Raw genomic sequence first — 21,061 nt, 5'->3', positions numbered from 1 at the left:
GGGAAGAGCGTGGGGGCCATACCTCTCTAGTGAGATTTATCGGGAGAGAGTCTGAATTGCCCACTTTCGGGCGATTATCAGCACCCCGACGCCGAAAACCGCGAACTGGACGGCCGATCCGATGAGCGCCTCCCAGGGCACCTCGCCCTGTTCCATCGCACTTCCCATGTCCCCCGAGGCCGCGACAACCCCGAAAGCCATGATGTTGTTGGTCGCGTGCAGCGCGATCGGCGCCTCCAGCCCGCCGGTGCGGACCGCCAGCCACCCCATGAGCATGCCGAACGCGAAGACGTAGACGATCCCCCAGCCCGTGTAGCCGTGCGAGGCGGCGAAGGCCGCCGCGCCCACCAGGATCGCCGGCCACGGGTTGCGCAGATACGCCCCGAACCCCTGGATGATCCACCCGCGGTAGGCGTACTCCTCCGCCGCCGACTGGAACGGCACCAGCAGCAGGATCACGATGATGGCCGGGAGGAACTCCTCCCAGCCCGCCCAGCTGAATCCGGGGTCCACCCCGGCGGACATCAGCATCCCCGCCTCGACCGCCTGCCCGAGCACGACCGCCAGCAACGCGACCAGCAGGCAGGCCCCCAGCCACCGCCACCGCAGCCGCAGGGCCACCGACGACAGCGACCCCGGCGGCCGCCGCTGGATCAGCCACGCCGCGCCGAGCACCAGCGGCAGCAGCAGCGCGATGACCCCCAACTGGAACCCGAGGTCGAGGACGGGGTCGGCGAACAGCCGGGCCCCCGTCCGCGCCATGGGCACGCCCGTGACGAGCGACACCGCGAAGGCCACCAGGCCGACGAGGATCGAGAGCGCCAGGAAGGCCGCGATGATCGCCGCCGTGCCGAGGATGGGCCGCCACCAGCGGTGCAGCGGCGTACGGCTCAGCCGGTCGTAACGGGTGCCGGGCGGAGGCGGAACGTCCCAGCGGGCACGCGGGGGCGGTCCCCACGAGTACGGGCCGGGATACGGCCAGGCCGCGGGGGGCGGCTGCGGCGGCGGCTGTGGCTGCGGCGGACCGGCCGGCCAGGCCGTCCCGCCCGCGTACGGCCCGGGCGCCAGGTAGGGACCGGGCAGCTGGTTCGGGCCGGCGGCCTGATCCGGGCCCGGCTGTGGTTCGTTCATATGTCCATTCTTCGCGTGCCGAGGGTGATCAGCTGGGCGGGGTGAAGGAGCTCGACCTGGAAAGACCGGCGGCGCGGCCCTTGGCCGCCACAACCAAGGCCATCTTCCGCGACGCCTCGTCGATCATCTCGTCCCCCAGCATGACCGCGCCCCGCTTCTCGACCGTCGTGTAGTACTCGTACGCGTCGAGGATGAGCTCGGCGTGGTCGTAGTCCTCCTGCGACGGCGAGAACACCTCGTTGGCCGCCTCCACCTGCGACGGGTGGAGCACCCACTTGCCGTCGAAGCCCAGCGCGGCCGACCGCATGGCGACCCGGCGGAAGCCGGTCAGGTCGCGGATCTGCAGGTATGGCCCGTCGATCGCCTGGAGGCCGTTCGCGCGGGCGGCCATGAGGATGCGCATGAGGATGTAGTGGTAGGCGTCGCCCTCGCCGTACCCGGGGGGCTGCTCGCCCACGACCAGCGTCCGCATGCCGATCGAGGCCATGAAGTCGGCCGGGCCGAAGACCAGCGTCTCCAGCCGGGGCGAGGACGCGGCGATGTCGTCGGCGTTGACGAGGCCCCTGGCGTCCTCGATCTGCGCCTCGATGCCGATGCCGCCCTCGGGCAGGCCGATGGCCCGCTCGATCTGGCCGAGCAGGGTGTCGAGCCAGGCCACGTGGGAGGCGTCCGCGACCTTCGGCAGCATGAGGCAGTCGAGCCGGTCCCCGGCGCCCTCGACGACCTCGATGACGTCCCGGTAGGTCCAGCGGGTGGTGAGGTCGTTGACCCGGACGACGACCGTCTTCCCCGCCCAGTCACCCTGTCCGAGCGCGGCGACGACGTTGCGGCGCGCCTCGTCCTTCGCATCGGGGGCGACGGAGTCCTCCAGGTCGAGGAAGACCTCGTCGGCCGCGAGACCCTGGGCCTTCTCCAGGAAACGCGGGTTGCTGCCCGGCACCGCCAGGCACGAACGTCGAGCGCGCATGGGCACACCGTAGCGCGGTGATTAGGCTGGGGCGCATGACCCTGCCGGTGATCGAAGAGGGCGCGAAGAAGTCCGGTGTGCTGTGGCTCGGCCTGCCGTCCGGGGTCCGGCTGGCCTGGCACGCGTGGCACGACGGCGCGATCCACGTGGTGACCGGCGGAGGGGAGCAGTCCCTGCCCGGGCTGGCCGAGCTCGCCGCCGGGCACGGCGAGATAGAGGTGGTTCTGCGCAGCAAGGACAACGGCGCCGAACTCATCCGTTTCCCGGCCGTCGCCGAGGTGGTGGACCAGGCGGCCGCCCCGGGGGCCGTGGCCGCGCTGGCCAAGGAGCGCCTCAACGCCCGCGACGCCGCCGGGCTGACCGCCCGCTGGGCCGAGGAGTCCACCGTCGTGCGGCTCGCCCCCCGGACGTGACGGCGTCAGACGCGTACGGTCTCCACCACCTCGGCGGCGTGGCGCTCGGAGCCGAGCCGTACGGTCGCGGTCTGGGCCAGCAGGGCCCCGGCGAGCACGATGACGCCTCCGGCGATCTGGGCGGCTCCCAGGCGCTCGCCGAGCAGCACCCAGGCGACCAACGCCCCCGCGATGACCTCCACCGAGGCGACCGTCGACCCGACCGCGGCCGACAGCCGCCGCACGGCCGTGACCCCGGTCGCGTACGCGACGACCGTGGCCACCACGACCAGCACGACGGCGGCCGCGGCGACGGGGACCGAGTGACCGGAGACCTCGACGACGCGGGTGAACGCCGCCCAGTCGATGTTCCAGGGCCGGGAGAGGGGCAGCAGGACCACCGCCGAGCCGAGCATGGCCCAGCCGATCAGGCCCAGCGTGTCCACGTCGTCGCCGAACGAGTCGCTCATGAGGAAATACCCGGCGCAGCAGGCGGCGGCGATCAGGGCGAGCAGCAGCCCGAGCGCGTCGAGGCGCAGGCCGTCCCAGACCTGCACGACGATCGCCAGCCCCACGACCGCGATCAGCGCCCCCAGGTAGGCTGAGCGCGGCAGCCGTAGCCGCCGGACGAACCGCACCCACAGGACCACCAGCACCGGCGAGGTGTACTCGATCAGCAGCGCCACGCCGACCGGCAACCGGGTGATGGCCACGAAATACAAGGCCTGCACGGCGGCCACCGCGATCACGGCGTACGCCGCGAAGAACAGCAAGCGGTCGCGGGGGATGCGCAGGGCTCGCGGCCTGACGGCGGCCAGCACCGCCAGCAGGAGCACGCCGGCCCCCGCCATGCGGATCCACACGGCCTCCAGCGGCGTGAGCCCGGCCATGCCGAGGACCTTCGCCATCGGTCCGGAGAACCCGAAGCAGAAGGCCGAGACGCCCGCGATCGCCAGGCTGACAACCCTCATCGTCACCTGCCCATGTAATTACCAATAAACGGCTTTGATCCTGTCATAACACGGAGCGGCCCGCATCCTTGCGTAACCTGACAGAGTGGATCGGATCTTCGTGGCCCGCCTGGCGGGGCTGGCGGTCTTCGACCCGGCCGGCGACCAGATCGGCCGGATCCGGGACGTCGTCGTCTCACTGCGGGGACCGCTGCTCCCCCGGGTCCACGGCTTCGTCGTGGAGGTCCAGCCACGCCGCCGGGTCTTCCTGCCGATCACCAGGATCACCAGCATCGAGGCCCGCGCCCTCATCTTCACCGGCAAGCTCAACATGCGCAGGTTCGAGTGCCGGGACGCCGAGACGCTGGCCATCGGGGAGATGCTCGACCGCACCGTCGAGTACAAGGGCGAGCGGGTGACCGTACAGGACCTGGCCATGGAGCAGCCCCGGCCGTCCGAGTGGCTCATCACGAAGGTCGCGGTGCGCCGGGGGACGCGGCGCAAGGGCGAGACGCTGATCGTGGACTGGGACGAGATCACCGGCTTCACCGGGATACAGAAGGACCAGGGCGCGGCCAACCTTCTCGCCGCCTTCGAGGCGCTGCGCCCGGCCGACCTGGCGAACATGCTGCACGAGCTGCCCACCAAGCGGATGGCCGAGGTCGCCGCCGCCTTGGACGACGACCGGCTCGCCGACGTCCTGGAGGAGCTGCCCGAGCGCGACCAGGTGCTCGTGCTGAGCCGGCTGCACCGGGAGCGCGCCGCCGACGTGCTGGAGGAGATGAGCCCGGACGACGCCGCCGACCTGCTGCAGGAGCTGCCCGCGGAGCAGGCCGAGGGGCTGCTGCGGCTCATGGTGCCGGAGGAGGCCGCGCCGGTCCGGCGGCTGCTGACCTACGGGGAGTTCACCGCCGGCGGCATGATGACGACCGAGCCGGTCGTCCTCCCGCCGACCTCGACCGTGGCCGAGGCCCTCGCGCACATCCGCCAGCAGGAGCAGACCCCCGCCATCGCCGCCCAGGTGTACGTGACCCGCCCGCCGACCGAGACCCCGACCGGACGCTTCCTGGGGGCGGCGCACTTCCAGCGCCTGCTGCGAGAGCCGCCGTCGACGCTGCTCGGCAGCGTGATAGACATCACGGTGGACCCGATCAGGCCCGAGCTCACGGTGCACGAGGTGGCGGCCTACCTCGCGACGTACAACCTGGTCGCGGTCCCCGTCGTGGACGAGCTGTGCCGCCTGCTCGGCGCGGTGACCGTCGACGACGTGCTCGACCACATGCTTCCGGAGGACTGGCGGGAACGCCCATGACAGAACGTCTCGACCAGCCGCGCGAGCTGACTCCCCGCCTGCGGCTGTACTACGACCCCGAGGCGTTCGGCGAGTTCTCGGAGCGGTTCGCGCGGTTCCTCGGCACGGCGCGGTTCATCGTCTACATGACCGTGTTCGTCTCGGTCTGGCTGCTCTGGAACGTGTTCGCGCCGTACAAGTTCGACCCCTATCCGTTCATCTTCCTGACCCTGATGCTCTCGCTCCAGGCGTCGTACGCCGCGCCGCTGATCCTGCTCGCGCAGAACAGGCAGGCCGACCGCGACCGCGTCCAGTACGAGCAGGACAGGGTGGCGGCCGAGCGCAACCAGGCGGAGATCGAGTACCTCACCCGGGAGATCGCCGGCCTGCGCATCGCGCTCGGCGAGGTGGCCACGCGCGACTACATCCGCTCCGAGCTCCAGCGCCTGCAGGAGGAGCTGAGCGAGGCCGGGGCTAGATCACGTGGGGCGGGTTCGGAGGATTCCCGCTGAGTCCATAGCATGGATTCATGGCACCATCCCCTGAACTGGTCATGGCCGCGCTGGCGACGGTGAACGACCCGGAGATCCGCCGGCCGATCACCGAGCTCGGCATGGTCAAGAACGTCGACATCTCCCCCGACGGGGTGGTGCGCGTTGGCGTGTACCTGACCGTCGCCGGCTGCCCGCTGAAGGACACCATCACCCGCGACGTCACCGGCGCCGTGTCCCGGATCGACGGCGTCTCCCGCGTCCACGTGGACATGGACGTCATGAGCGCCGAGCAGCGCAAGGAACTGCAGACGAAGCTCCGCGGCGACCGCGGGCCGGAGAAGGAGATCCCCTTCGCCAAGCCCGGCTCGCTGACCCGCGTGTTCGCGGTCGCGAGCGGCAAGGGCGGCGTCGGCAAGTCGTCGGTCACGGTGAACCTCGCCGCTGCGATGGCCTCCCAGGGCCTGAAGGTCGGCGTCGTCGACGCCGACATCTACGGCCACTCGGTGCCGCGCATGCTCGGTGTGAGCGAGCGGCCCACCAAGGTCGAGGACATGATCATGCCGCCGGTGGCGCATGACATCAAGGTCATCTCGGTCGGCATGTTCAAGCCCGAGGGCAACACTCCGGTGGTGTGGCGCGGCCCGATGCTCGACCGCGCGCTCTACCAGTTCCTCACCGACGTCTACTGGGGCGACCTCGACGTCCTGCTGATGGACCTGCCCCCGGGCACCGGCGACATCGCCATCTCGGTCGCCCAGCGCATGCCCACGGCCGAGATCCTCGTCGTGACGACCCCGCAGCAGGCCGCCGCAGAGGTGGCCGAGCGCGCCGGGTCGATCGCCGCCCAGACCCACCAGCAGATCGCGGGCGTCATCGAGAACATGGCGTGGCTGCCCTGCCCGCACTGCGACGAGCGCATCTCGGTGTTCGGCGAGGGCGGCGGCCAGACCGTGGCCGACGCGCTGACCCGCACGCTGGGCGCGCGTGTGCCGCTGCTCGGCCAGGTGCCGATCGACATGCGGCTGCGTGAGGGCGGCGACGAGGGCAAGCCCCTCGTGCTGACCGACCCCGACGCCCCCGCGGCCGCGGAGCTGCGCAGGATCGCGGCCGGGCTCGGCAAGAAGTCGACCAGCCTCAAGGGCCTGAAGCTCGACATCTCCCCGGTCAAGCACTAGGGAGTGCCTGACACGCCCCAGAGCAGGTCAGGTCGCCTCGTTGTCGTAGGGCGGGATCTCCCCCACGCCGAGTTCCGGCGTGGGGGCGGCGACCGGCTCGGCCGTCGCCGGAGTGTCGTTCCAGTCCTTCTCGATGTCGTCGAGCAGGTGCTTGCGCACGAAGTTCTTGGGGTTGAGATCGGCCGGGTCGAAGTTGGCGAACTCGGGCCCCATGTTGGCCTGCAGGTCCGCCTTCGCGTTGTTGGCCATCTGCCGCAGCTGCCGCAGCGTACGGCCCGCCTGCGATGCGGCCTGAGGCAGTTTCTCCGGCCCGAAGACGAGCAGGGCGATCACCACCAATGCCAGGGCCTCCCCCCAGCCGAGTCCGAACATGGCGATCTCCTCCTGCACGTACGACTGAATTCAGATTAATGCCCGCGCCCCAAGCTGTGGACAGGGGAGCCCGGCTCTTATGACGGCCGTGCGTTGGGGGCGGGGGCCGCGCCGACCGTGACCGTCGCCGTCCGCACCTCGCCGTCGTGCCGGAACTTGATCCGCACCTGGTCGCCGGGGGCCTTGCTGCGGATGGTGACGATCAGCTCCTGGCTGTCGCTCACGGGCCGGCCGTCGACCTCCAGGATGACGTCCCCCGCGTGCAGGCCCGCCTTCGCGGCCGGGCCTCCCGGCGTGACCGGCACGGCGCCGCCCTCCGTCTGGGTGGCGATCCGCACCCCCTGGCCCTGGTAGGTCTGGTCGATCGTGATGCCGATCCTGGAGGTGCGGGCCGTTCCGGTGGTGATGAGCTCCTGGGCGATCCGGCGCACCTGGTTCACCGGGATCGCGAAGCCCAGGCCGATGCTGCCGGACTGCTGGCCGAGCAGGGAGCCGCCGACGGTGGCGATCGCCGAGTTCACGCCGATCACCTCGCCCGCGGCGTTCACCAGCGGGCCGCCCGAGTTGCCGGGGTTGATGGCGGCGTCCGTCTGGATCGCGTTGATGAGCGCGTAGTCGGACCCGGTGCTGCCGCCCGCCTCGACGGGCCGGTTGAGCGAGCTGACGATGCCGGTGGTGACCGTGCCGCTCAGCCCGAGGGGCGAGCCGACCGCGATGACCGGGTCGCCGACCACGACGCCGTCGGAGTTGCCGAGAGGCAGCTCGGGGGCCCTGACGGTTCCGTCGGGCTTGACGACCGCGATGTCGGAGTTGGGGTCGCGGCCGACGACGCGCGCGCCCGAGGAGGTGCGGTCGTTGTAACGGATGCGGATCTCCCCGGCCTGCCCCGCGACGGCCACCACGTGGTTGTTCGTGACGATGTAGCCGCCCTTGACGACGAAGCCCGATCCGGTGCCGGACTCGCTGTTGCCCTTGACCTCCAGCGAGACCACGCTGGGCAGGACCTTGGCGGCCACCCCGGCCACGGACTGCGGCGGCCGGTTCGTGGGCTGCTTCGTCGGCGTGCTCAGCGTGTATGCGGGGTCGATGCCGGAGGACGGGCGCGTCAGCAGGAACGTGCCCCAGCTCGCCAGACCGCCCGCCACGAGCGCGATGACCACCGCCAGGGCCGCGTAGAGCGCGATGTTGGGGCCGCGCGGCTCCCGCTGCGGCACGACGGGGTACAGCGGCGGCGGAGCCCAGCCGGGGCCCATGCCGTACGGGCCGGTGGGGGGCGGAGGGCCGTCGGGAGGGCCCTGCGGCTCCTCGCCCGCGGGAAGGAACTCGGGCCGGTCCGACGCGCCGTACGGACGCGTGTTGTCGGTCATCGCGGCAGTCACTCCTCGCACACGGCGTCATCCGCTGGGCAGCCGCGGTAACGAGGAAGACGGCACACGACGGCTGCGGTGTCCGATCGTATGCCGATTCCCCGAATCAGCGCGAAAAACCCCTGCTTACGCTGGGTGACGGGCTGGGTGACACGCTCACCACGGGCGCCCTGTTCTGCGCGGGATGCTGTACGAACATCTGGCCGGGCGTCGGGTTCGGGGTGGCCGTGGATCCCCCGGCCATGAGCATGGTGCCGAGGGCGACGGCGGCGCCGGCCATTCCCACGGCGACGTATCCGGCCCGTCTGGCCCTTCCCGGCCGCCCGGGCCCCGATCGTCCCTCGTCCCGGCCTCGGGGCCGGTTGTCCATGGGTCCGGCGGCGTGCATGCCGGGTAGCCGCCCGGTGCCGAAGGCCGGGTGGTCGGGAAAGGGCCGCATCCGCGGCGGCAACGGCCCTCCTGGCTCGGCCATGCGCAGCAGCGACATGGTGAGGTCCGCCGGCATGGCGGGCGGATCCATGGACCGCAGGCGGGTCTTCAGCGCCCGCATCGCGTCGACCTCCGCGCGGCAGTCCGCGCAGAACGTCAGGTGCGCGAGCGCGCGTTCCCGCTCGTTGTGACTGAGTTCGCCGTCGATGAGCGCGGAGACGCGCTCGCCAAGATGACTCACAGTCCCTCCCTGCTGATTGAAGGGGGGGTTTGATCGCCGTTCCGGTTCGCGGAGGGCGCCCGGTGGTCGAGTGCCTCCCGCAGTTGGGCGCGGCCCCGGTGGATGCGGCTGCGCACCGTGCCGAGTTTCACGCCGAGCGTCGCGGCGATCTCCTCGTAGGACAGTCCCTCGATGTCGCACAGCACCACGGCCGCCCGGAAGTCCGGGGCCAGGGCGTCGAGCGCGGCCTGGATGTCGGGCTCCAGGTGCGCGTCGTCGTACGCCTGCGCCGGGGACGGCTCGCGGCCGCGCAGCCGCTCGGCGGCGTCGTCCGCCAGCCCCTCGAAGCGGATGCGCTGCCTGCGCCGCGCCATGTCGAGGAAGAGGTTCGTCGTGATCCGGTGCAGCCACCCCTCGAACGTTCCCGGGGTGTAGCTCGACAGGGACCGGAAGACCCGGACGAAGACCTCCTGAGTGAGGTCCTCGGCGTCGTGGACGTTGCCCGTGAGCCGATAGGCCAGCCGGTAGACCCGAGCCGAATGAGTTCGGACGACCTCCTCCCAGGTGGGAGGCGTCCAGTCGGACACCGAAGTCTCCGCCTGGTGGTCGTGCTCGTCCACCGGCATTCCTCTCTGCAGGATCGTCGCTACAGCCATAGTGCCTGGTTTCGCCCCTTCCTGCGCACCGCGGGCTGAGCGGTCTCGAACAAAGACCGTTCAAAGCGTGCAACGTCCCCGTTGTGGCGTGAGTTCCCGTTCCGGTCCGACTCCCCTAGGCTGCGTCCAAGATGAAGCAGGGGAGGGAGAGGCCGATGGCGACACCGGCCAGCCTGGAGTACGCGGAGGAGTTCGTCCCGGAGGACGACATCCTGCGGACCGCGCGCCGGCGGGGCATCGAGGTCGGGGCGCGCCCGATCCTGCCCGGGTGCGGAGCGGCGCTCTGCTTCCTCGCCACCGTGGTGAACGCACGCTCGGTGGTGGAGGTCGGCACCGGGTGCGGGGTCTCCGGCCTGTGGCTGCTGCGCGGCATGCGCCCGGACGGCACGCTCACGAGCGTGGACGTGGAGCCGGAGCATCAGCGCATGGCACGGCAGACGTTCGCGGAGGCGGGGTATTCCGGCAGCCGCATCCGCCTGATCGGCGGCCGCGCGCTCGACGTCCTTCCCCGCCTCGCCGACGGCGGCTACGACATGGTCTTCTGCGACGCGGCCAAGCAGGAGTACATCGACTACCTCACCGAGTCGGTGCGGCTCCTGCGCCCGGGCGGGGTCGTCGTCTTCGGCGACGCCTTCTGCGACGACCAGGTCGCCGACCCCACCCAGCGCGACCCCGACACAGTCGCGATCCGGGAGCTGGGCAAGCTCGTCAGGAACGACGAGCGACTGCGCCCCCTGATGGTGCCGCTCGGCTCAGGGCTGCTGGCCGCCGTCAGGCTCCTCTGACCGGCGCCGGCCGAGACGCGGTGGCGAGGTAGCGGAGGAGCAGGCGGACGCCGAAGCCGGTGCCGCCCTTGGTGATCTCGCCCTCGTCTGAGGCGGCCCGCGCGGGCCCCGCGATGTCCAGGTGCGCCCAGGGCCGCCCGCCGGTGAACTCCTGCAGGAACAGCGCGGCGGCGATCGACCCCGCCGCACCCGACATCGTCCTGTCGACGTTGGCCAGGTCGGCCACGTCGGAGTCGAGCATCGCCCGGTAGTCCTCCACGAGCGGCATCCGCCACAGCCGCTCCCCGCCGGCCTCCCCGGCGGCGATCAGGCCGGCGGCCAGCGACTCGTCGGTGGCGTAAAGCGCGCCCAGGTTCACGCCGAGCGCGACCTTGGCCGCGCCGGTCAGCGTGGCGACGTCGATCACCACGTCCGGGTCGAGTTCCGCGTGCGCGTACGCCAGCGCGTCGGCCAGCACGAGACGGCCCTCCGCGTCGGTGTTCAGCACCTCGACCGTGCGCCCGCCGTACTGGGTGATGACGTCTCCCGGCCGCTGCGCCGAGCCGGAGATGGAGTTCTCCGCGCAGGCCACGAGGCCGGTGACCCGCACCGGCGCCTCGAAGGCCGCCAGCGCGCTCATCGCGGCGATGACGGCGGCCCCGCCCGCCATGTCGGTCTTCATCGTCTTCATGCCCTCGGTGGGCTTCAGGGACAGGCCGCCGGTGTCGAACGTGATGCCCTTGCCGGCGAGCACCACGTGGGCGCGCGGGTTCTCCGGCGTGTAGGAGAGCTGGACCAGGCACGGCGGGCTGATCGACCCCTGCCCGACAGCCCGGATGCCGCCGAACTCGCCGAGCTCGGGCCCCTCCCACACGCATACGCCGAGCCCGGACCCGGCGGCGACCGCCTTCGCCTGGTCGGCGAGCCAGGCGGGCGTCTTCACCGACGACGGGGTGTTGACGAGGTCGCGGGCGAGCGCGGTGGCCCGCGCGACCGCCTCGCCGCGCTTCAGGTCCCGCTCGTCCCCGCCGAGGAAGACGATCTCCCCGACCGGCTTCGTGCGGCCGTTGCCGATGGTGAACGTGTACGCCGCGAGCAGCGCGCCCTCGACCAGGGCGGCCGTCTCCCCCTCGGACGGCACGACGACCGACAGCGACGCCCGGCCCTTCGCCCGCCTCGCGACGGCCGCCCCGGCCTTGCGCAGCGCGGCGGCCGAGCCGTCGCCGGTGCCGTACAGCAGGACGCGCCGCACGCCGCCGTCCCTGACGGTGGGCACCTCGACGACCTCGCCCGGCTCTCCCTTGGCCTCGTGGTGCGCCAGCAGCGCATCAACCGGCACCGGAGACTCCAGCCAGGGCGCCGGGGCAAGGACCGGTCCGGGTCCGAAAGGCACGGCCACCAGGTCGGCGTCCGGCGCGGGCCCGGCGCCGTCACGACCGGCGACGCCGTGAGAACCGGTGAGGACCGGCGTGGTCTCGATGGGCACGTCCACCTCCAATAGGGCGGCCCCGGCGCGGGATCACCCGCCGCCAGGGCCGTGAATCAAACGGGTCGGCTGACGAGGTCAGCCGACCACCTTCTTGAGCGCGTCACCGAGGGCGCTGGCCTCGTCCGCGGACAGCTCCACGACGAGTCGGCCGCCACCTTCGAGAGGGACCCGCATGACGATGCCCCGTCCTTCCTTGGTGACCTCCAGCGGACCGTCACCGGTCCGCGGCTTCATCGCCGCCATGCGTGTATCCCTTCCCGCGTTGTCGGCCGCCCCGGAGGGTAACCGGCGTATTCACGTTTCTGTGATGTTCTATTATCCCGCCTCCGAGCTCAAAAAGGTAACGGCCCGGCTCCGGTCAGTGGATCAATGCGGCGAGACGCGCGTTGTGGACGGACCGGGCGTGACCCCACACTGGGTGGGGTGAACGCCCGAGCCGCGCTTTTCGATCTCTATGGGGACCACCTTCGCACCCGCGGCGGCCGTGCCTCCGTGGCCGCGCTCGTGAGGCTGCTCTCGCCGCTCGACGTCGCGGCGCCGGCCGTCAGGACCGCCATATCCCGTATGGTCCGGCAGGGCTGGCTCGATCCCGTACGGCTGCCGCAGGGACCGGGGTACGCGGTCACGCCGAAGTGCGAACGCAGGCTCGACGAGACCGCGACGCGCGTCTACCGGCGGGGCGACGCACCGTGGGGCGGCCGCTGGCACGTCCTGGTGCTCGAACCGGTCAGGGACCGGGCGCGGCGCGAGCGGCTCCGCGCCGACCTCGCCTTCCTCGGGTACGCCCCGCTGTCGGAGACGACCTGGATCGGTCCGCGGCCCTCGCCCGAGCTCGACGCGCTGCTGGTCCCCGGCCACCGGTTCGACGCCGCGTACGAGGGCGACCCGCGGGACCTGCTCGCACGCGCGTGGGACCTGGACGGCATCGGCAGCGCGTACGAGGATTGGCTGGCCAGCGCGGCGGAGCTGGTGGGCTCGCTGCCGGAGGACGCCCCGGACGACCGGGTCTTCGCGGTTCGCAGCCGGCTGGTGCACGGCTGGCGCAACTTCCTGTTCCGCGACCCCGGACTGCCCGCCGACCTGCTGCCGCCGGGCTGGCCGGGCGAGAAGGCCCGCACCTTCTTCGAACAGGAGGCCGCCCGGCTGCTGCCCGCCGCCGCCGCGTTCGTCGAGCGCAATCTGACCATGATGTGAACGGAGCCGCCCGAGATGACCGTGACGTATGACGTCGACGAAGCCGTCGCCACGATCACGCTGAACCGCCCCGACGCGATGAACTCGCTGACCGTCGCCACCAAGACCGCCCTGCTCGCCGCCGTGCGGCGCGCCGCCGGCGACACGTCGGTGCGGGCGGTGCTCCTGACCGGCGCGGGCCGAGCCTTCTGCGCGGGGCAGGACCTGCGCGAGCACGCCGGCAACCTCGACCGGGGTCTCGGCCTGGCGAACACGGTGCGCGACCACTACAACCCGATCGTGCTGGCCGTCGCGACGATGGGCAAGCCCGTCGTGGCCGCCGTCAACGGGGTGGCCGCGGGGGCGGGCGCCTCGCTGGCCTTCGCGTGCGACTTCCGCGTGGCGGCCGAGACCGCGAAGTTCTCGATGGCGTTCGCCGGGATCGGGCTCGCCCCCGACTCCGGCGCGTCGTGGACCCTCCAGCGGCTCGTCGGCCCCGCGCGCGCCCGGGAGATGCTGCTGCTCGGCGAGGTCGTGGACGCGACCAGGGCTCTGGAGCTCGGGCTGGTCGGGCAGGTGGTCCCGGCCGACCGGCTGGCGTCCGCCGCCCGCGACCTCGCCGTACGGCTCGCGCAGGGCCCCACCCGGGCGTACGCCGCGACCAAGGCGGCGCTGGACCACGCGGCGTCGTCCTCCCTCGCCGAGGCGCTGGAGCGGGAGGCGGAGCTTCAGGACGAGTGCGCCGCCACCGCCGACCACGCCGCGGCGACCAAGGCGTTCCTCAACAAGGAACGGCCCCGCTTCGAAGGCCGATAGGCGCTTCGAAGCCATTGAACACAGCGAAGGCCGATAGGCGCTTCGAAGCCATTGAACACAGCGAAGGCCGATAGGCGCTTCGAAGCAATCAGACACGGCGAGGGGCGGTGACGGCCTCGCGGACGTGGCAGTCGGCGACGTGGTCGTTGACCAGGCCGATGGCCTGCATCAGGGCGTACGCCGTGGTGGGGCCGACGAAGCGGAAGCCGTGCTTCTTGAGCTCCTGGGCCAGCGCCGTGGAACCGGGCGTGCGGGCGGGGACGTCGGCGAGAGTGGCCGGGACCCTGCCGGGCTCCTCGGCGTGCCTCCACACCAGCTCCGACAGCCCGCCCGGCACCTCAAGCGCGGCGCGGGCGTTGGCGACGGCCGCCTCGATCTTGGCGCGGTTGCGCACGATGCCCGCGTCGCCGAGCAGGCGTTCCATGTCGCCTTCGTCGAACGCCGCCACCGCCGGGATCGAGAACCCGGCGAACGCCTTGCGGAAGTTGTCACGCTTGCGCAGGATCGTCAGCCACGACAGGCCGGACTGGAACGCCTCCAGGGTTATCCGCTCGAAGACGAGATCGTCCCCGTGGACCGGGCGGCCCCACTCCTCGTCGTGGTAGGCAACGTAGTCGGGCGTCGTGCCCGCCCATCCGCAGCGGACCAGCCCGTCGTCGTGCGCTGTCACCATGCCTCTTCCGCGTCGGCGCGATCACCGGCCAGGCCGTCGGAGTCTTCGGTCTTCTCCGTCGTGAACTGCTGCGTTTCGGTCTGTCTGACCTCCTCGCGGGCCTGCAGCCGTGCATACGATAACTCGGCCACGCGCTGCTCCAGCACGGCGATGCGGGTGTCGCGCTCCCCGAGCGCGACCGAGACGCGGTGCAGCGTCTCGTCCACCGCCTGGGTGCTGTAGCCGACGAGACCGATCGGAAGCCGGAGCGCGATCAGATCGGCGGGAGTCATCTGGCCGGCCACGGGCAGTTCGAGCGGCGGCACGTCCGGGGGAAACTCCGCCATCTCGCCGCCGTGTCCCAGCGAGACCATGACCACACAGGCGATCACGGCGAGTCCGGCGATGACGAGTACGACCAGCACATACGAATCGTGCCACAACTCTTTTGCGTGCGAGCATGGAAGCATGACGCGCGTGATCGGGCCCGACGACGAGACCGAGTCCACCTGGGTCGAGGCCGCCTCGCTGCCGGAGGCGTCCGCGCTGGCCCGGGCGGGACACACCGTCGTGGTGACGCTCCCCGGTGACGAGACCGAGGCGATCGCGGCCGCGGCCGCGTACGCCTGGGCGGGCGCGAGCGTCTTCCGCACCTCCCACGACGTGCGGCAGGCTCTCGACATGACCGAGGCCCTGCTGGGCCGCAGGCCCCCCGCCCTGACCCGCCGCGGCCTGGCCTGACGGAGCGTTACTAGCTCTCGCCGAGTTCCTCGCCCGTGGGGCTGAGGCGGACCGTGGACAGTTCGAGCAGGTCGAGCGCCTCGTCCACCGTGGTCGCCCACGAGATCGCGTCGAACACGTTCGGCCGGGTGAAGCCCTGCTCGTACATGCCGTCGACCAGGTCGCGCAGCGGGCCGTACAGGCCCCACGGGTCGAGGACGACCAGTGGCCTCTCGTGCATGCCGAGCACCCGGGAGGTCCAGATCTCGAACAGCTCCTCCAGGGTCCCGATGCCGCCCGGAAGCACGAGGAACGCGTCGGATCTGGCGTCCATGATCCCCTTGCGCTCGCGCATGCCGGGGGTGACGATCAGCTCGTCGGAGTCGGTGTCGGCGATCTCGATGTCGACGAGCGCCTGGGGGATCACCCCGACCGTGTGGCCGCCGCCGTCGCGGACGGCCCGGGCGACCTCGCCCATGCAGGAGACGATGGCGCCCCCGCTCACGAGGCCGTGGCCGCGGCGGGCCAGCTCGGCGCCCACCTCCCGAGCGAGGTCGAGGTACTTGCGGTCGATTTTCTGACTGGACGAGCAGTACACGCAAACGAACACGTCGCAACCCTACTGAGTGGGGGCGCGCCGGTCCGCCTCCAGGATGATGCGCACGGCCTCGTCGGGGTCGTCGGTGACCGAGACCAGCTCCGCGTCCTGCGGCGAGACCTTCCCGGTGGCCAGCAGCGTGTCGCGGATCCAGTCGATCAGCGGCGACCAGAACGAGACGCCCATCATGATCACCGGGAACGAGGTGACCTTCCGCGTCTGCACCAGGGTCAGCGCCTCGAACAGCTCGTCAAGCGTTCCGAACCCGCCGGGCAGGGCCACGAACCCGCTGGCGTACTTGACGAACATCGTCTTGCGCACGAAGAAGTAGCGGAACTCGATGCCGAGGTCCACGTAGTCGTTGAGACGCTGCTCGTGCGGCAGCTCGATGCCGAGGCCGACCGAGACGCCGCCGGCTTCGAGTGCGCCCTTGTTCGCCGCCTCCATCACTCCGGGGCCGCCACCGGTGATCACCGCGTAGCCCGCCTTGGCGAGCGCCGAGCCGACCTTCACCCCGAGTTCGTATTCGGGACTGTCGGGACCGGTGCGAGCCGAGCCGAAGACCGTCACCGCCGGAGGAAGGTCGGCCAGGGCGCCGAAGCCCTCGACGAACTCCGACTGGATGCGCAGGACGCGCCAGGGATCCTCGTGAAGCCAGCCGGTGGGGCCGCGGCGGTCGAGGAGGCGCTGGTCATGGGTGGATTCGGGGACGAGGCCGCCGCGGACCAGCGACGGTCCCTGGCGGCGTTCGGGTCGGGTGTGGTTCATGACGGTCACGCTAACGGTCGGGGTCGGGAACGGCGCAAGCCGCACGCGCCTCCCCCAGCCCGAAAGAATCTTGAAAGAGACCTCGGAAGGATGGAACCGGTCGTCGCCGAGGCCCCGTCTAAGAAACGAGGGTGCTGCTCGGGACGAAAGTGGCTTTCCCCGCCAAATGGCCGGCGAGGAAAGCCACTTTCCTCTATCTACGGCCTATTCGGCCAGCCAGGCCGTCATCCGGCGCTCGCTGTCGACGATCTTGGCGAGGCTCACGTTCTCCCCCGCCGTGTGCGCGATGTCGGGATTACCGGGGCCGCAGTTGACGGCGGGCATCCCGAGGGCGGAGAACCGCGCGACGTCGGTCCAGCCGAGCTTGGCCCGAGGTGTGCCGCCGATCGCGGCCGCGAAGGCCGCGGCGACGGGGTGGGTCAGCCCCGGCCGAGCGCCCGGCGCTCCGTCGGTGAGCCGCACGTCGAAGCCGTCGAAGACCTCCTGGACGTGGGCGAACGCCTCCTCCAGCGTGCGGTCGGGGGCGAAGCGGTAGTTCACGGTCACCACGCACTCGTCCGGGATCACGTTCCCGGCCACCCCGCCGCGTACGCCCACCGCGTTGAGGCCCTCGCGGAACTGGAGGCCGTCCACCACCGGGCGCCGGGCCTCGTACCGGCGGAGGGCGTCCAGGACCGGCGCGACGCCGTGGATGGCGTTGACGCCCTCCCACGACCGGGCGCTGTGCGAGCGCACGCCCTTCACCGTGATCTCGGCGCGCAGCGTGCCCTGGCAGCCGCCCTCGATCAGCCCGTCGGTCGGCTCCATCACGACCGCGAAGTCGCCCGTGATCCACTCGGGATGGGTGCGGGTGAGCCGCAGCAGGCCGCTCCGCTCGGCCTCGATCTCCTCGCAGTCGTAGAAGACGAAGGTCAGGTCGCGGTTCGGCTCGGCCAGCAGGCAGAGCTTGAGCTGGACGGCCACGCCGCTCTTCATGTCGGACGTCCCGCAGCCGTACAGCACGCCGTCCTCGACCCTGCTGGGCAGGTTGCCGGCCACCGGGACCGTGTCGATGTGCCCGGCGATCACCACGCGCTCGGCCCGGCCGAGGCCGGTCCGCGCCACCACCGCGTCGCCGTCCCGCAGCACCGTCAGGTGCGGCAGCGGAACGAGCGCCTCCTCGATGGCGTCGGCCAGCGCCTTCTCCCCGCCGCTCACCGATTCGATGTCCACCAACTGCGCCGTCAGCGCACCCACGTCCTGGGCTAGGTCAAGCCGCATGTCACCCGACCTTAATCCACGGGTTCACGCGACCTGGACGGTGGCGACGGGCTTGGTGGCCTTGCGCCAGCCGTCGTGGCCGCTCGCGGCCGTCCAGGTGACGCCCTCGAAGCGCACCTGGCGCAGGCCGTACTTCTGGGCGTGGGTGACGTACCAGGCGGCCACCAGCCAGCCGCGCTTGGGCGCGGAGTCGGTGCCGAGCGCGCGCACGAGCTGCTTGCGCGCGGTCTCGGGCTGCGGCGTGACCGGCTTGTCGGACGGCGGATACCAGCAGTGCACGGCCTGGGGCACGCGCCCGATGAACGCCGCCGACAGGATCTTGGCGTTGTACTCGTGCTCGGCGTAGGCCGAGCCGTCGGCGGAGCGCTGCACGGCCTGGGCCGCCTCGTGCAGCGGCAGGGTCTTGTAGTGCCTCACCTTCTCCAGGGCGGAGAAGAACTTCCGCGCGGCGTAGACCGGGTCCTGCAGCTGCTCGGCCGTCCCCCAGCCCTGCGAGGGCCGCTGCTGGAAGACGCCCACCGAGTCACGGTCGCCGTACGGCAGGTTGGCCAGCTTGGACTCCTGGATCGCCGTGACGTAGGCGATCTGCAGAGCGCGCTCGGACAGCTTGCGCCGCACCGCGACGGCGGCGATGGTCGCGGCCACCTGGGCCTGCTCGATGTCGAGATCGAGTGTGCCGTCGGGGGTCTGCACCATGCAGTGTTCGCCCAGAGCGAACGGCTGGGTCCGCTTCAGCAGGTGATAGGCGCCGTAGAAGATGGCCGCGCCCAGCAGGACGACGATGACCATGACGGTCACGACAGGTTTGGTAAGGCGCCGTTCCACAAGCAGAACCTACCCGTGTGATCAGGGAAGCCGATCCACTCGAATCGAACCAGGAGTCAGCGGCCGGGCGTAGGACGCCTCCCACTGCCCCCCCTGCACACGCTGGAACGACAGCAGGCGGCCGTCGCCCGTCCGGTAGTCGGCGAAGTCGAGCAGGCCGCGCTCGGGCAGCCCGGTGTTCCCCTCCGAGCGGAAGGCGGCCGTGCCGCGCTCGATCGGATAGAACTCCAGGCCGTCGACGATGAGCATGTGCCTGGCCGGCACCATGCCCTGGGTCGGTACGTCGGTCCATAACAGGACCTCCAGGTGGAGGGTCTCGCCCTCCTTGCCCGGCCGTTCCTCGACCGACAGCCAGTTGTAGCGCCTGGCGCCCTCGTCCAGCAGGTACTCCGTCCACTTCTCGCCCTGCATCGTGCAGTGCAGGGCGCCGACGGCCCGGTAACGGGCGGCCTCCACGTAGACGGTGTCGCCCACCCTGATCGTGCGGGGGTCGAAGAAGTCGGGTTCCGCCTCGGGATCACGCGGCGACGGTTCTCCCGGCGCGGCGGGCGGTGTGCGGACCGGCTCGCGCGTACGTACGCGCCGGGTCACGGCGATGGCGCCCAGCACGACGACGACCGTGGCGAGGCCAAGCACGATCACGATCGCTGTCGTCATGGCGGGCGATCCTACTGGAGGCGGCTCACCGCCGCATCGACGCGCTCGTCGGTGGCGGTGATGGCGACGCGGACGTGGTCGCGCCCGGCATCGCCGTAGAACTCGCCCGGCGCGACGAGGATGCCACGCTCGGCCAGCGCGCGCACCTGGTCCCAGCAGCCGGTGCCGTTGGTGGCCCACAGGTAGAGCCCCGCGGCCGAGTGCTCGATCCGCCAGCCGGCCCGCTCCAGCGCGGGCCGCAGCACCGCCCTGCGCCGGGCGTACCGCTCGCGCTGCTCGTCGGCGTGCGCGTCGTCGTCCAGCACGGCCGCCGTGGCGGCCTGGACCGGGGCGGGCATCATCATGCCGGCATGCTTGCGCACCTCCAGCAGCCGCCGTACGAGCCGGGGATCGCCGGTGACGAAGCCGGCGCGGTATCCGGCGAAGTTCGACCGCTTCGACAGCGAGTGGACCGCGAGGAGGTTCTCGTGGGAGCCCTCGCACACGTCCGGGTGGAGGACGGAGACCGGGTGCTCCTCCCAGCCCAGCTCGATGTAGCACTCGTCGGACGCGACGACCGCGCCACGCTCGCGCGCCCACGCGACGACCTTGCGCAGGTGCTCGGCGGGCAGGACGCGCCCGGTGGGGTTGGACGGCGAGTTCACCCAGACGAGGGGCACCCGCTCGGGGCCCAGCGCGAGGAGCCCGTCGGTCGCGTAGGGCTCGGCCCCGGCCAGCCTCGCACCCACGTCGTACGTGGGATAGGCGAGCTCGGGGAAGACCACGCGCTCGCCGGGCCGCACGCCGAGCAGCGTCGGCAGCCAGGCCACCAGTTCCTTGGAGCCGATGGTCGGCAGCACGTCGGCGGGGTCGATCGTGACGCCGTGCCGCCGCCGCAGCCAGCCCGCGGCCGCCTCACGCAGCCGCGGCGTGCCGTACGTCAGGGGATAGCCGGGGCTGTCGGCGGCGGCGGCGAGCGCCTCACGGGCGACCGGGGGAACCGGGTCGACGGGCGTGCCGACCGACAGGTCGACGATCCCGCCGGGATGCGCCCGCGCCAGGTCCTGATAGGGCACGAGCCGATCCCATGGGAAGTCCGGCAACGCAAGCAAAGAAAATCCCCCAGTCGTCACGGACCACGCCGGTCAGGCGTCGATCAGTGGTCCGGTCAGTGGTCCTCGCCCTGCGGCGGGAGCGCCGCGACGAGCGGGTGGTCCTTGTTGATCTTTCCGACCTTCGAGGCGCCGCCGGGCGACCCCAGCTCCTCGAAGAAATCGACGTTGGCCTTGTAGAAGTCCTTCCACTGCTCGGGAAGGTCGTCCTCATAGAAGATCGCCTCTACGGGGCACACCGGCTCGCACGCACCGCAGTCCACGCACTCGTCGGGGTGGATGTAGAGCATGCGTTCGCCCTCGTAGATGCAATCGACGGGGCACTCCTCGATGCACGCCTTGTCCAGGACGTCCACGCAAGGCTGCGCGATGACGTACGTCACCTCGGGCTCCTTCTGGGTTGCACGGCTCGACCGCGGGTTGCTAGCCCTAGTATTGCGGTGCCTGCCGACTAGCCGGAACAGGAGGGGGGCAATCGTCGTGGCCCCTCGGTTCGGAGCCCGTCTCGTGATCGCCATCACCCCTGCGGACGTGGGCAAACGGGTGACGACGCGACGCAGGGTGCCCGGTGGGCACAGGGACGCCGTCGGCGTGTTGGAATCCTGGCACGACGGGATGCTTACCGTGCGCAAACGGGACGGAAGCCTCGTAGAGATCGCCGAGGACACCCTGGCCGCCGCCAAGGTCGTGCCGCCGGCACCGCCCGCGCCACCTGCCCGGTAATCCCCGCGCCTGGTGCGTGCGCCGACTCGGTAATGCGCCAGCGCGCCGCCGGGAACGAGCACCGCCGTGCGGGGAGCATAC

General features: G+C 71.4%; 27 protein-coding genes. 9 read left to right on the top strand and 18 right to left on the bottom strand.

Going from position 1 to position 21,061, the window contains the following annotated elements; translation table 11 throughout:
- Window positions 1–36: 36 nt before the first annotated feature.
- Complete coding sequence (locus ACIBK1_RS30150) at window positions 37–1,131, bottom strand: CPBP family intramembrane glutamic endopeptidase (protein ID WP_076433896.1); 1,095 nt, start codon at window positions 1,129–1,131, stop codon at window positions 37–39.
- Window positions 1,132–1,159: 28 nt separating this feature from the next.
- Window positions 1,160–2,098, bottom strand: coding sequence for an HpcH/HpaI aldolase/citrate lyase family protein (locus ACIBK1_RS30145; RefSeq protein WP_030507448.1), 939 nt, complete (start codon window positions 2,096–2,098; stop codon window positions 1,160–1,162).
- Window positions 2,099–2,133: 35 nt separating this feature from the next.
- Between ACIBK1_RS30145 and ACIBK1_RS30140 the strand changes: the two genes are divergently transcribed.
- On the top strand, window positions 2,134–2,511 hold the full coding sequence (locus tag ACIBK1_RS30140; RefSeq protein ID WP_030507449.1) for a hypothetical protein: 378 nt from the start codon (window positions 2,134–2,136) through the stop codon (window positions 2,509–2,511).
- Between the two features lie 5 nt (window positions 2,512–2,516).
- Here ACIBK1_RS30140 and ACIBK1_RS30135 read toward each other — a convergent pair whose 3' ends face one another.
- On the bottom strand, window positions 2,517–3,461 hold the full coding sequence (locus ACIBK1_RS30135; RefSeq protein WP_396739140.1) for an EamA family transporter: 945 nt from the start codon (window positions 3,459–3,461) through the stop codon (window positions 2,517–2,519).
- 85 nt (window positions 3,462–3,546) lie between these two features.
- Between ACIBK1_RS30135 and ACIBK1_RS30130 the strand changes: the two genes are divergently transcribed.
- From ACIBK1_RS30130 to ACIBK1_RS30120, 3 genes are read left to right on the top strand one after another with little or no spacing between them, the layout of a single operon-like run.
- Entirely contained in the window at window positions 3,547–4,752 is a 1,206-nt protein-coding gene (locus tag ACIBK1_RS30130) for a magnesium transporter MgtE N-terminal domain-containing protein (RefSeq protein ID WP_363526381.1), read from the top strand.
- Window positions 4,749–5,243: a DUF1003 domain-containing protein gene (locus tag ACIBK1_RS30125; protein ID WP_036406038.1), complete on the top strand. Its 495-nt coding sequence runs from the start codon at window positions 4,749–4,751 to the stop codon at window positions 5,241–5,243. Before ACIBK1_RS30130 ends, ACIBK1_RS30125 begins: the two co-directional genes overlap by 4 nt.
- A 17-nt stretch (window positions 5,244–5,260) precedes the next feature.
- Entirely contained in the window at window positions 5,261–6,400 is a 1,140-nt protein-coding gene (locus ACIBK1_RS30120; protein ID WP_030507453.1) for an Mrp/NBP35 family ATP-binding protein, read from the top strand.
- A gap of 27 nt (window positions 6,401–6,427) precedes the next feature.
- Here the strand turns inward: ACIBK1_RS30120 and ACIBK1_RS30115 are convergent, their stop codons facing one another.
- From ACIBK1_RS30115 to sigE, 4 genes are all read right to left on the bottom strand, one after another.
- Complete coding sequence (locus ACIBK1_RS30115) at window positions 6,428–6,772, bottom strand: sec-independent translocase (RefSeq protein WP_030507454.1); 345 nt, start codon at window positions 6,770–6,772, stop codon at window positions 6,428–6,430.
- A 77-nt stretch (window positions 6,773–6,849) separates the two neighbouring features.
- The gene (locus ACIBK1_RS30110) at window positions 6,850–8,139 is read right to left on the bottom strand and encodes a S1C family serine protease (protein ID WP_051761583.1); all 1,290 of its coding nucleotides are present in this window, start codon (window positions 8,137–8,139) and stop codon (window positions 6,850–6,852) included.
- A gap of 106 nt (window positions 8,140–8,245) precedes the next feature.
- Window positions 8,246–8,809 carry an anti-sigma factor family protein gene (locus ACIBK1_RS30105; RefSeq protein ID WP_030507456.1) on the bottom strand — a complete coding sequence of 188 codons (564 nt, stop codon included), beginning with the start codon at window positions 8,807–8,809 and terminating at the stop codon, window positions 8,246–8,248.
- The gene (gene sigE, locus ACIBK1_RS30100; protein ID WP_030507457.1) at window positions 8,806–9,414 is read right to left on the bottom strand and encodes an RNA polymerase sigma factor SigE; all 609 of its coding nucleotides are present in this window, start codon (window positions 9,412–9,414) and stop codon (window positions 8,806–8,808) included. Before sigE ends, ACIBK1_RS30105 begins: the two co-directional genes overlap by 4 nt.
- A gap of 185 nt (window positions 9,415–9,599) precedes the next feature.
- Between sigE and ACIBK1_RS30095 the strand changes: the two genes are divergently transcribed.
- The gene (locus ACIBK1_RS30095; protein ID WP_036406043.1) at window positions 9,600–10,229 is read left to right on the top strand and encodes an O-methyltransferase; all 630 of its coding nucleotides are present in this window, start codon (window positions 9,600–9,602) and stop codon (window positions 10,227–10,229) included.
- Here the strand turns inward: ACIBK1_RS30095 and ACIBK1_RS30090 are convergent.
- Together ACIBK1_RS30090 and ACIBK1_RS30085 are read right to left on the bottom strand one after the other, a co-directional pair.
- Window positions 10,216–11,694 carry a leucyl aminopeptidase family protein gene (locus ACIBK1_RS30090; protein ID WP_396739061.1) on the bottom strand — a complete coding sequence of 493 codons (1,479 nt, stop codon included), beginning with the start codon at window positions 11,692–11,694 and terminating at the stop codon, window positions 10,216–10,218. The two genes, ACIBK1_RS30095 and ACIBK1_RS30090, sit on opposite strands and share 14 nt — an antisense overlap.
- A 78-nt stretch (window positions 11,695–11,772) precedes the next feature.
- Window positions 11,773–11,940, bottom strand: a complete 168-nt coding sequence (locus ACIBK1_RS30085) for a DUF3117 domain-containing protein (RefSeq protein ID WP_076433904.1) — start codon at window positions 11,938–11,940, stop codon at window positions 11,773–11,775.
- Window positions 11,941–12,120: 180 nt separating this feature from the next.
- On the opposite strand from ACIBK1_RS30085, the gene ACIBK1_RS30080 reads away from it, so the two are divergent.
- Complete coding sequence (locus tag ACIBK1_RS30080; protein WP_396739059.1) at window positions 12,121–12,891, top strand: PaaX family transcriptional regulator; 771 nt, start codon at window positions 12,121–12,123, stop codon at window positions 12,889–12,891.
- A 15-nt stretch (window positions 12,892–12,906) separates the two neighbouring features.
- Complete coding sequence (locus ACIBK1_RS30075) at window positions 12,907–13,686, top strand: enoyl-CoA hydratase-related protein (RefSeq protein ID WP_396739057.1); 780 nt, start codon at window positions 12,907–12,909, stop codon at window positions 13,684–13,686.
- An 88-nt stretch (window positions 13,687–13,774) separates the two neighbouring features.
- Here the strand turns inward: ACIBK1_RS30075 and ACIBK1_RS30070 are convergent, their stop codons facing one another.
- Both ACIBK1_RS30070 and ACIBK1_RS30065 read right to left on the bottom strand, forming a co-directional pair.
- The gene (locus ACIBK1_RS30070) at window positions 13,775–14,359 is read right to left on the bottom strand and encodes a DNA-3-methyladenine glycosylase I (protein WP_396739055.1); all 585 of its coding nucleotides are present in this window, start codon (window positions 14,357–14,359) and stop codon (window positions 13,775–13,777) included.
- Complete coding sequence (locus ACIBK1_RS30065) at window positions 14,353–14,763, bottom strand: hypothetical protein (protein WP_051761584.1); 411 nt, start codon at window positions 14,761–14,763, stop codon at window positions 14,353–14,355. Before ACIBK1_RS30065 ends, ACIBK1_RS30070 begins: the two co-directional genes overlap by 7 nt.
- A gap of 43 nt (window positions 14,764–14,806) precedes the next feature.
- Here ACIBK1_RS30065 and ACIBK1_RS30060 point away from each other — a divergent pair, with 43 nt between their 5' ends.
- Window positions 14,807–15,079 (top strand): hypothetical protein, encoded by a 273-nt coding sequence (locus ACIBK1_RS30060; RefSeq protein ID WP_363403900.1) that lies wholly within the window; start codon window positions 14,807–14,809, stop codon window positions 15,077–15,079.
- A 10-nt stretch (window positions 15,080–15,089) separates the two neighbouring features.
- On the opposite strand, the gene ACIBK1_RS30055 is transcribed toward ACIBK1_RS30060, so the two are convergent.
- The 7 genes from ACIBK1_RS30055 to fdxA form a co-directional block, all read right to left on the bottom strand.
- Entirely contained in the window at window positions 15,090–15,668 is a 579-nt protein-coding gene (locus ACIBK1_RS30055) for an LOG family protein (RefSeq protein ID WP_030507465.1), read from the bottom strand.
- Window positions 15,669–15,677: 9 nt separating this feature from the next.
- On the bottom strand, window positions 15,678–16,424 hold the full coding sequence (locus ACIBK1_RS30050) for an LOG family protein (RefSeq protein ID WP_030507466.1): 747 nt from the start codon (window positions 16,422–16,424) through the stop codon (window positions 15,678–15,680).
- A 204-nt stretch (window positions 16,425–16,628) separates the two neighbouring features.
- The gene (gene dapE, locus ACIBK1_RS30045; protein ID WP_030507467.1) at window positions 16,629–17,684 is read right to left on the bottom strand and encodes a succinyl-diaminopimelate desuccinylase; all 1,056 of its coding nucleotides are present in this window, start codon (window positions 17,682–17,684) and stop codon (window positions 16,629–16,631) included.
- Between the two features lie 24 nt (window positions 17,685–17,708).
- On the bottom strand, window positions 17,709–18,473 hold the full coding sequence (locus ACIBK1_RS30040; RefSeq protein WP_036406124.1) for a hypothetical protein: 765 nt from the start codon (window positions 18,471–18,473) through the stop codon (window positions 17,709–17,711).
- 57 nt (window positions 18,474–18,530) lie between these two features.
- Window positions 18,531–19,166 carry a DUF4178 domain-containing protein gene (locus ACIBK1_RS30035; RefSeq protein ID WP_030507469.1) on the bottom strand — a complete coding sequence of 212 codons (636 nt, stop codon included), beginning with the start codon at window positions 19,164–19,166 and terminating at the stop codon, window positions 18,531–18,533.
- Window positions 19,167–19,177: 11 nt separating this feature from the next.
- Window positions 19,178–20,257: a succinyldiaminopimelate transaminase gene (gene dapC, locus ACIBK1_RS30030; RefSeq protein WP_030507470.1), complete on the bottom strand. Its 1,080-nt coding sequence runs from the start codon at window positions 20,255–20,257 to the stop codon at window positions 19,178–19,180.
- A gap of 56 nt (window positions 20,258–20,313) precedes the next feature.
- A complete protein-coding gene (gene fdxA, locus ACIBK1_RS30025; RefSeq protein ID WP_030507471.1) occupies window positions 20,314–20,640 on the bottom strand; it encodes a ferredoxin in 327 nt (108 codons plus the stop codon).
- A gap of 124 nt (window positions 20,641–20,764) precedes the next feature.
- On the opposite strand from fdxA, the gene ACIBK1_RS30020 reads away from it, so the two are divergent.
- Entirely contained in the window at window positions 20,765–20,980 is a 216-nt protein-coding gene (locus ACIBK1_RS30020) for a putative acetyltransferase (protein WP_357328943.1), read from the top strand.
- Window positions 20,981–21,061: the final 81 nt, after the last annotated feature.

Source organism: Microbispora rosea (genome assembly GCF_044460045.1).
Lineage (GTDB): Bacteria > Actinomycetota > Actinomycetes > Streptosporangiales > Streptosporangiaceae > Microbispora > Microbispora rosea.
The sequence above is the reverse complement of the archived record's forward strand: the minus strand, read 5'-3'. Positions and strand labels throughout refer to the sequence as shown.

Coding starts and splice junctions, on each gene's coding strand:
- ACIBK1_RS30150 (WP_076433896.1), bottom strand. CDS start 1,131: ATGAACGAACCACAGCCGGGCCCGGATCAGGCCGCCGGCCCGAACCAG.
- ACIBK1_RS30145 (WP_030507448.1), bottom strand. CDS start 2,098: ATGCGCGCTCGACGTTCGTGCCTGGCGGTGCCGGGCAGCAACCCGCGT.
- ACIBK1_RS30140 (WP_030507449.1), top strand. CDS start 2,134: ATGACCCTGCCGGTGATCGAAGAGGGCGCGAAGAAGTCCGGTGTGCTG.
- ACIBK1_RS30135 (WP_396739140.1), bottom strand. CDS start 3,461: ATGAGGGTTGTCAGCCTGGCGATCGCGGGCGTCTCGGCCTTCTGCTTC.
- ACIBK1_RS30125 (WP_036406038.1), top strand. CDS start 4,749: ATGACAGAACGTCTCGACCAGCCGCGCGAGCTGACTCCCCGCCTGCGG.
- ACIBK1_RS30120 (WP_030507453.1), top strand. CDS start 5,261: ATGGCACCATCCCCTGAACTGGTCATGGCCGCGCTGGCGACGGTGAAC.
- ACIBK1_RS30115 (WP_030507454.1), bottom strand. CDS start 6,772: ATGTTCGGACTCGGCTGGGGGGAGGCCCTGGCATTGGTGGTGATCGCC.
- ACIBK1_RS30110 (WP_051761583.1), bottom strand. CDS start 8,139: ATGACCGACAACACGCGTCCGTACGGCGCGTCGGACCGGCCCGAGTTC.
- sigE (WP_030507457.1), bottom strand. CDS start 9,414: ATGCCGGTGGACGAGCACGACCACCAGGCGGAGACTTCGGTGTCCGAC.
- ACIBK1_RS30095 (WP_036406043.1), top strand. CDS start 9,600: ATGGCGACACCGGCCAGCCTGGAGTACGCGGAGGAGTTCGTCCCGGAG.
- ACIBK1_RS30085 (WP_076433904.1), bottom strand. CDS start 11,940: ATGGCGGCGATGAAGCCGCGGACCGGTGACGGTCCGCTGGAGGTCACC.
- ACIBK1_RS30075 (WP_396739057.1), top strand. CDS start 12,907: ATGACCGTGACGTATGACGTCGACGAAGCCGTCGCCACGATCACGCTG.
- ACIBK1_RS30070 (WP_396739055.1), bottom strand. CDS start 14,359: ATGGTGACAGCGCACGACGACGGGCTGGTCCGCTGCGGATGGGCGGGC.
- ACIBK1_RS30060 (WP_363403900.1), top strand. CDS start 14,807: ATGACGCGCGTGATCGGGCCCGACGACGAGACCGAGTCCACCTGGGTC.
- ACIBK1_RS30050 (WP_030507466.1), bottom strand. CDS start 16,424: ATGAACCACACCCGACCCGAACGCCGCCAGGGACCGTCGCTGGTCCGC.
- dapE (WP_030507467.1), bottom strand. CDS start 17,684: ATGCGGCTTGACCTAGCCCAGGACGTGGGTGCGCTGACGGCGCAGTTG.
- ACIBK1_RS30040 (WP_036406124.1), bottom strand. CDS start 18,473: ATGGTCATCGTCGTCCTGCTGGGCGCGGCCATCTTCTACGGCGCCTAT.
- ACIBK1_RS30035 (WP_030507469.1), bottom strand. CDS start 19,166: ATGACGACAGCGATCGTGATCGTGCTTGGCCTCGCCACGGTCGTCGTC.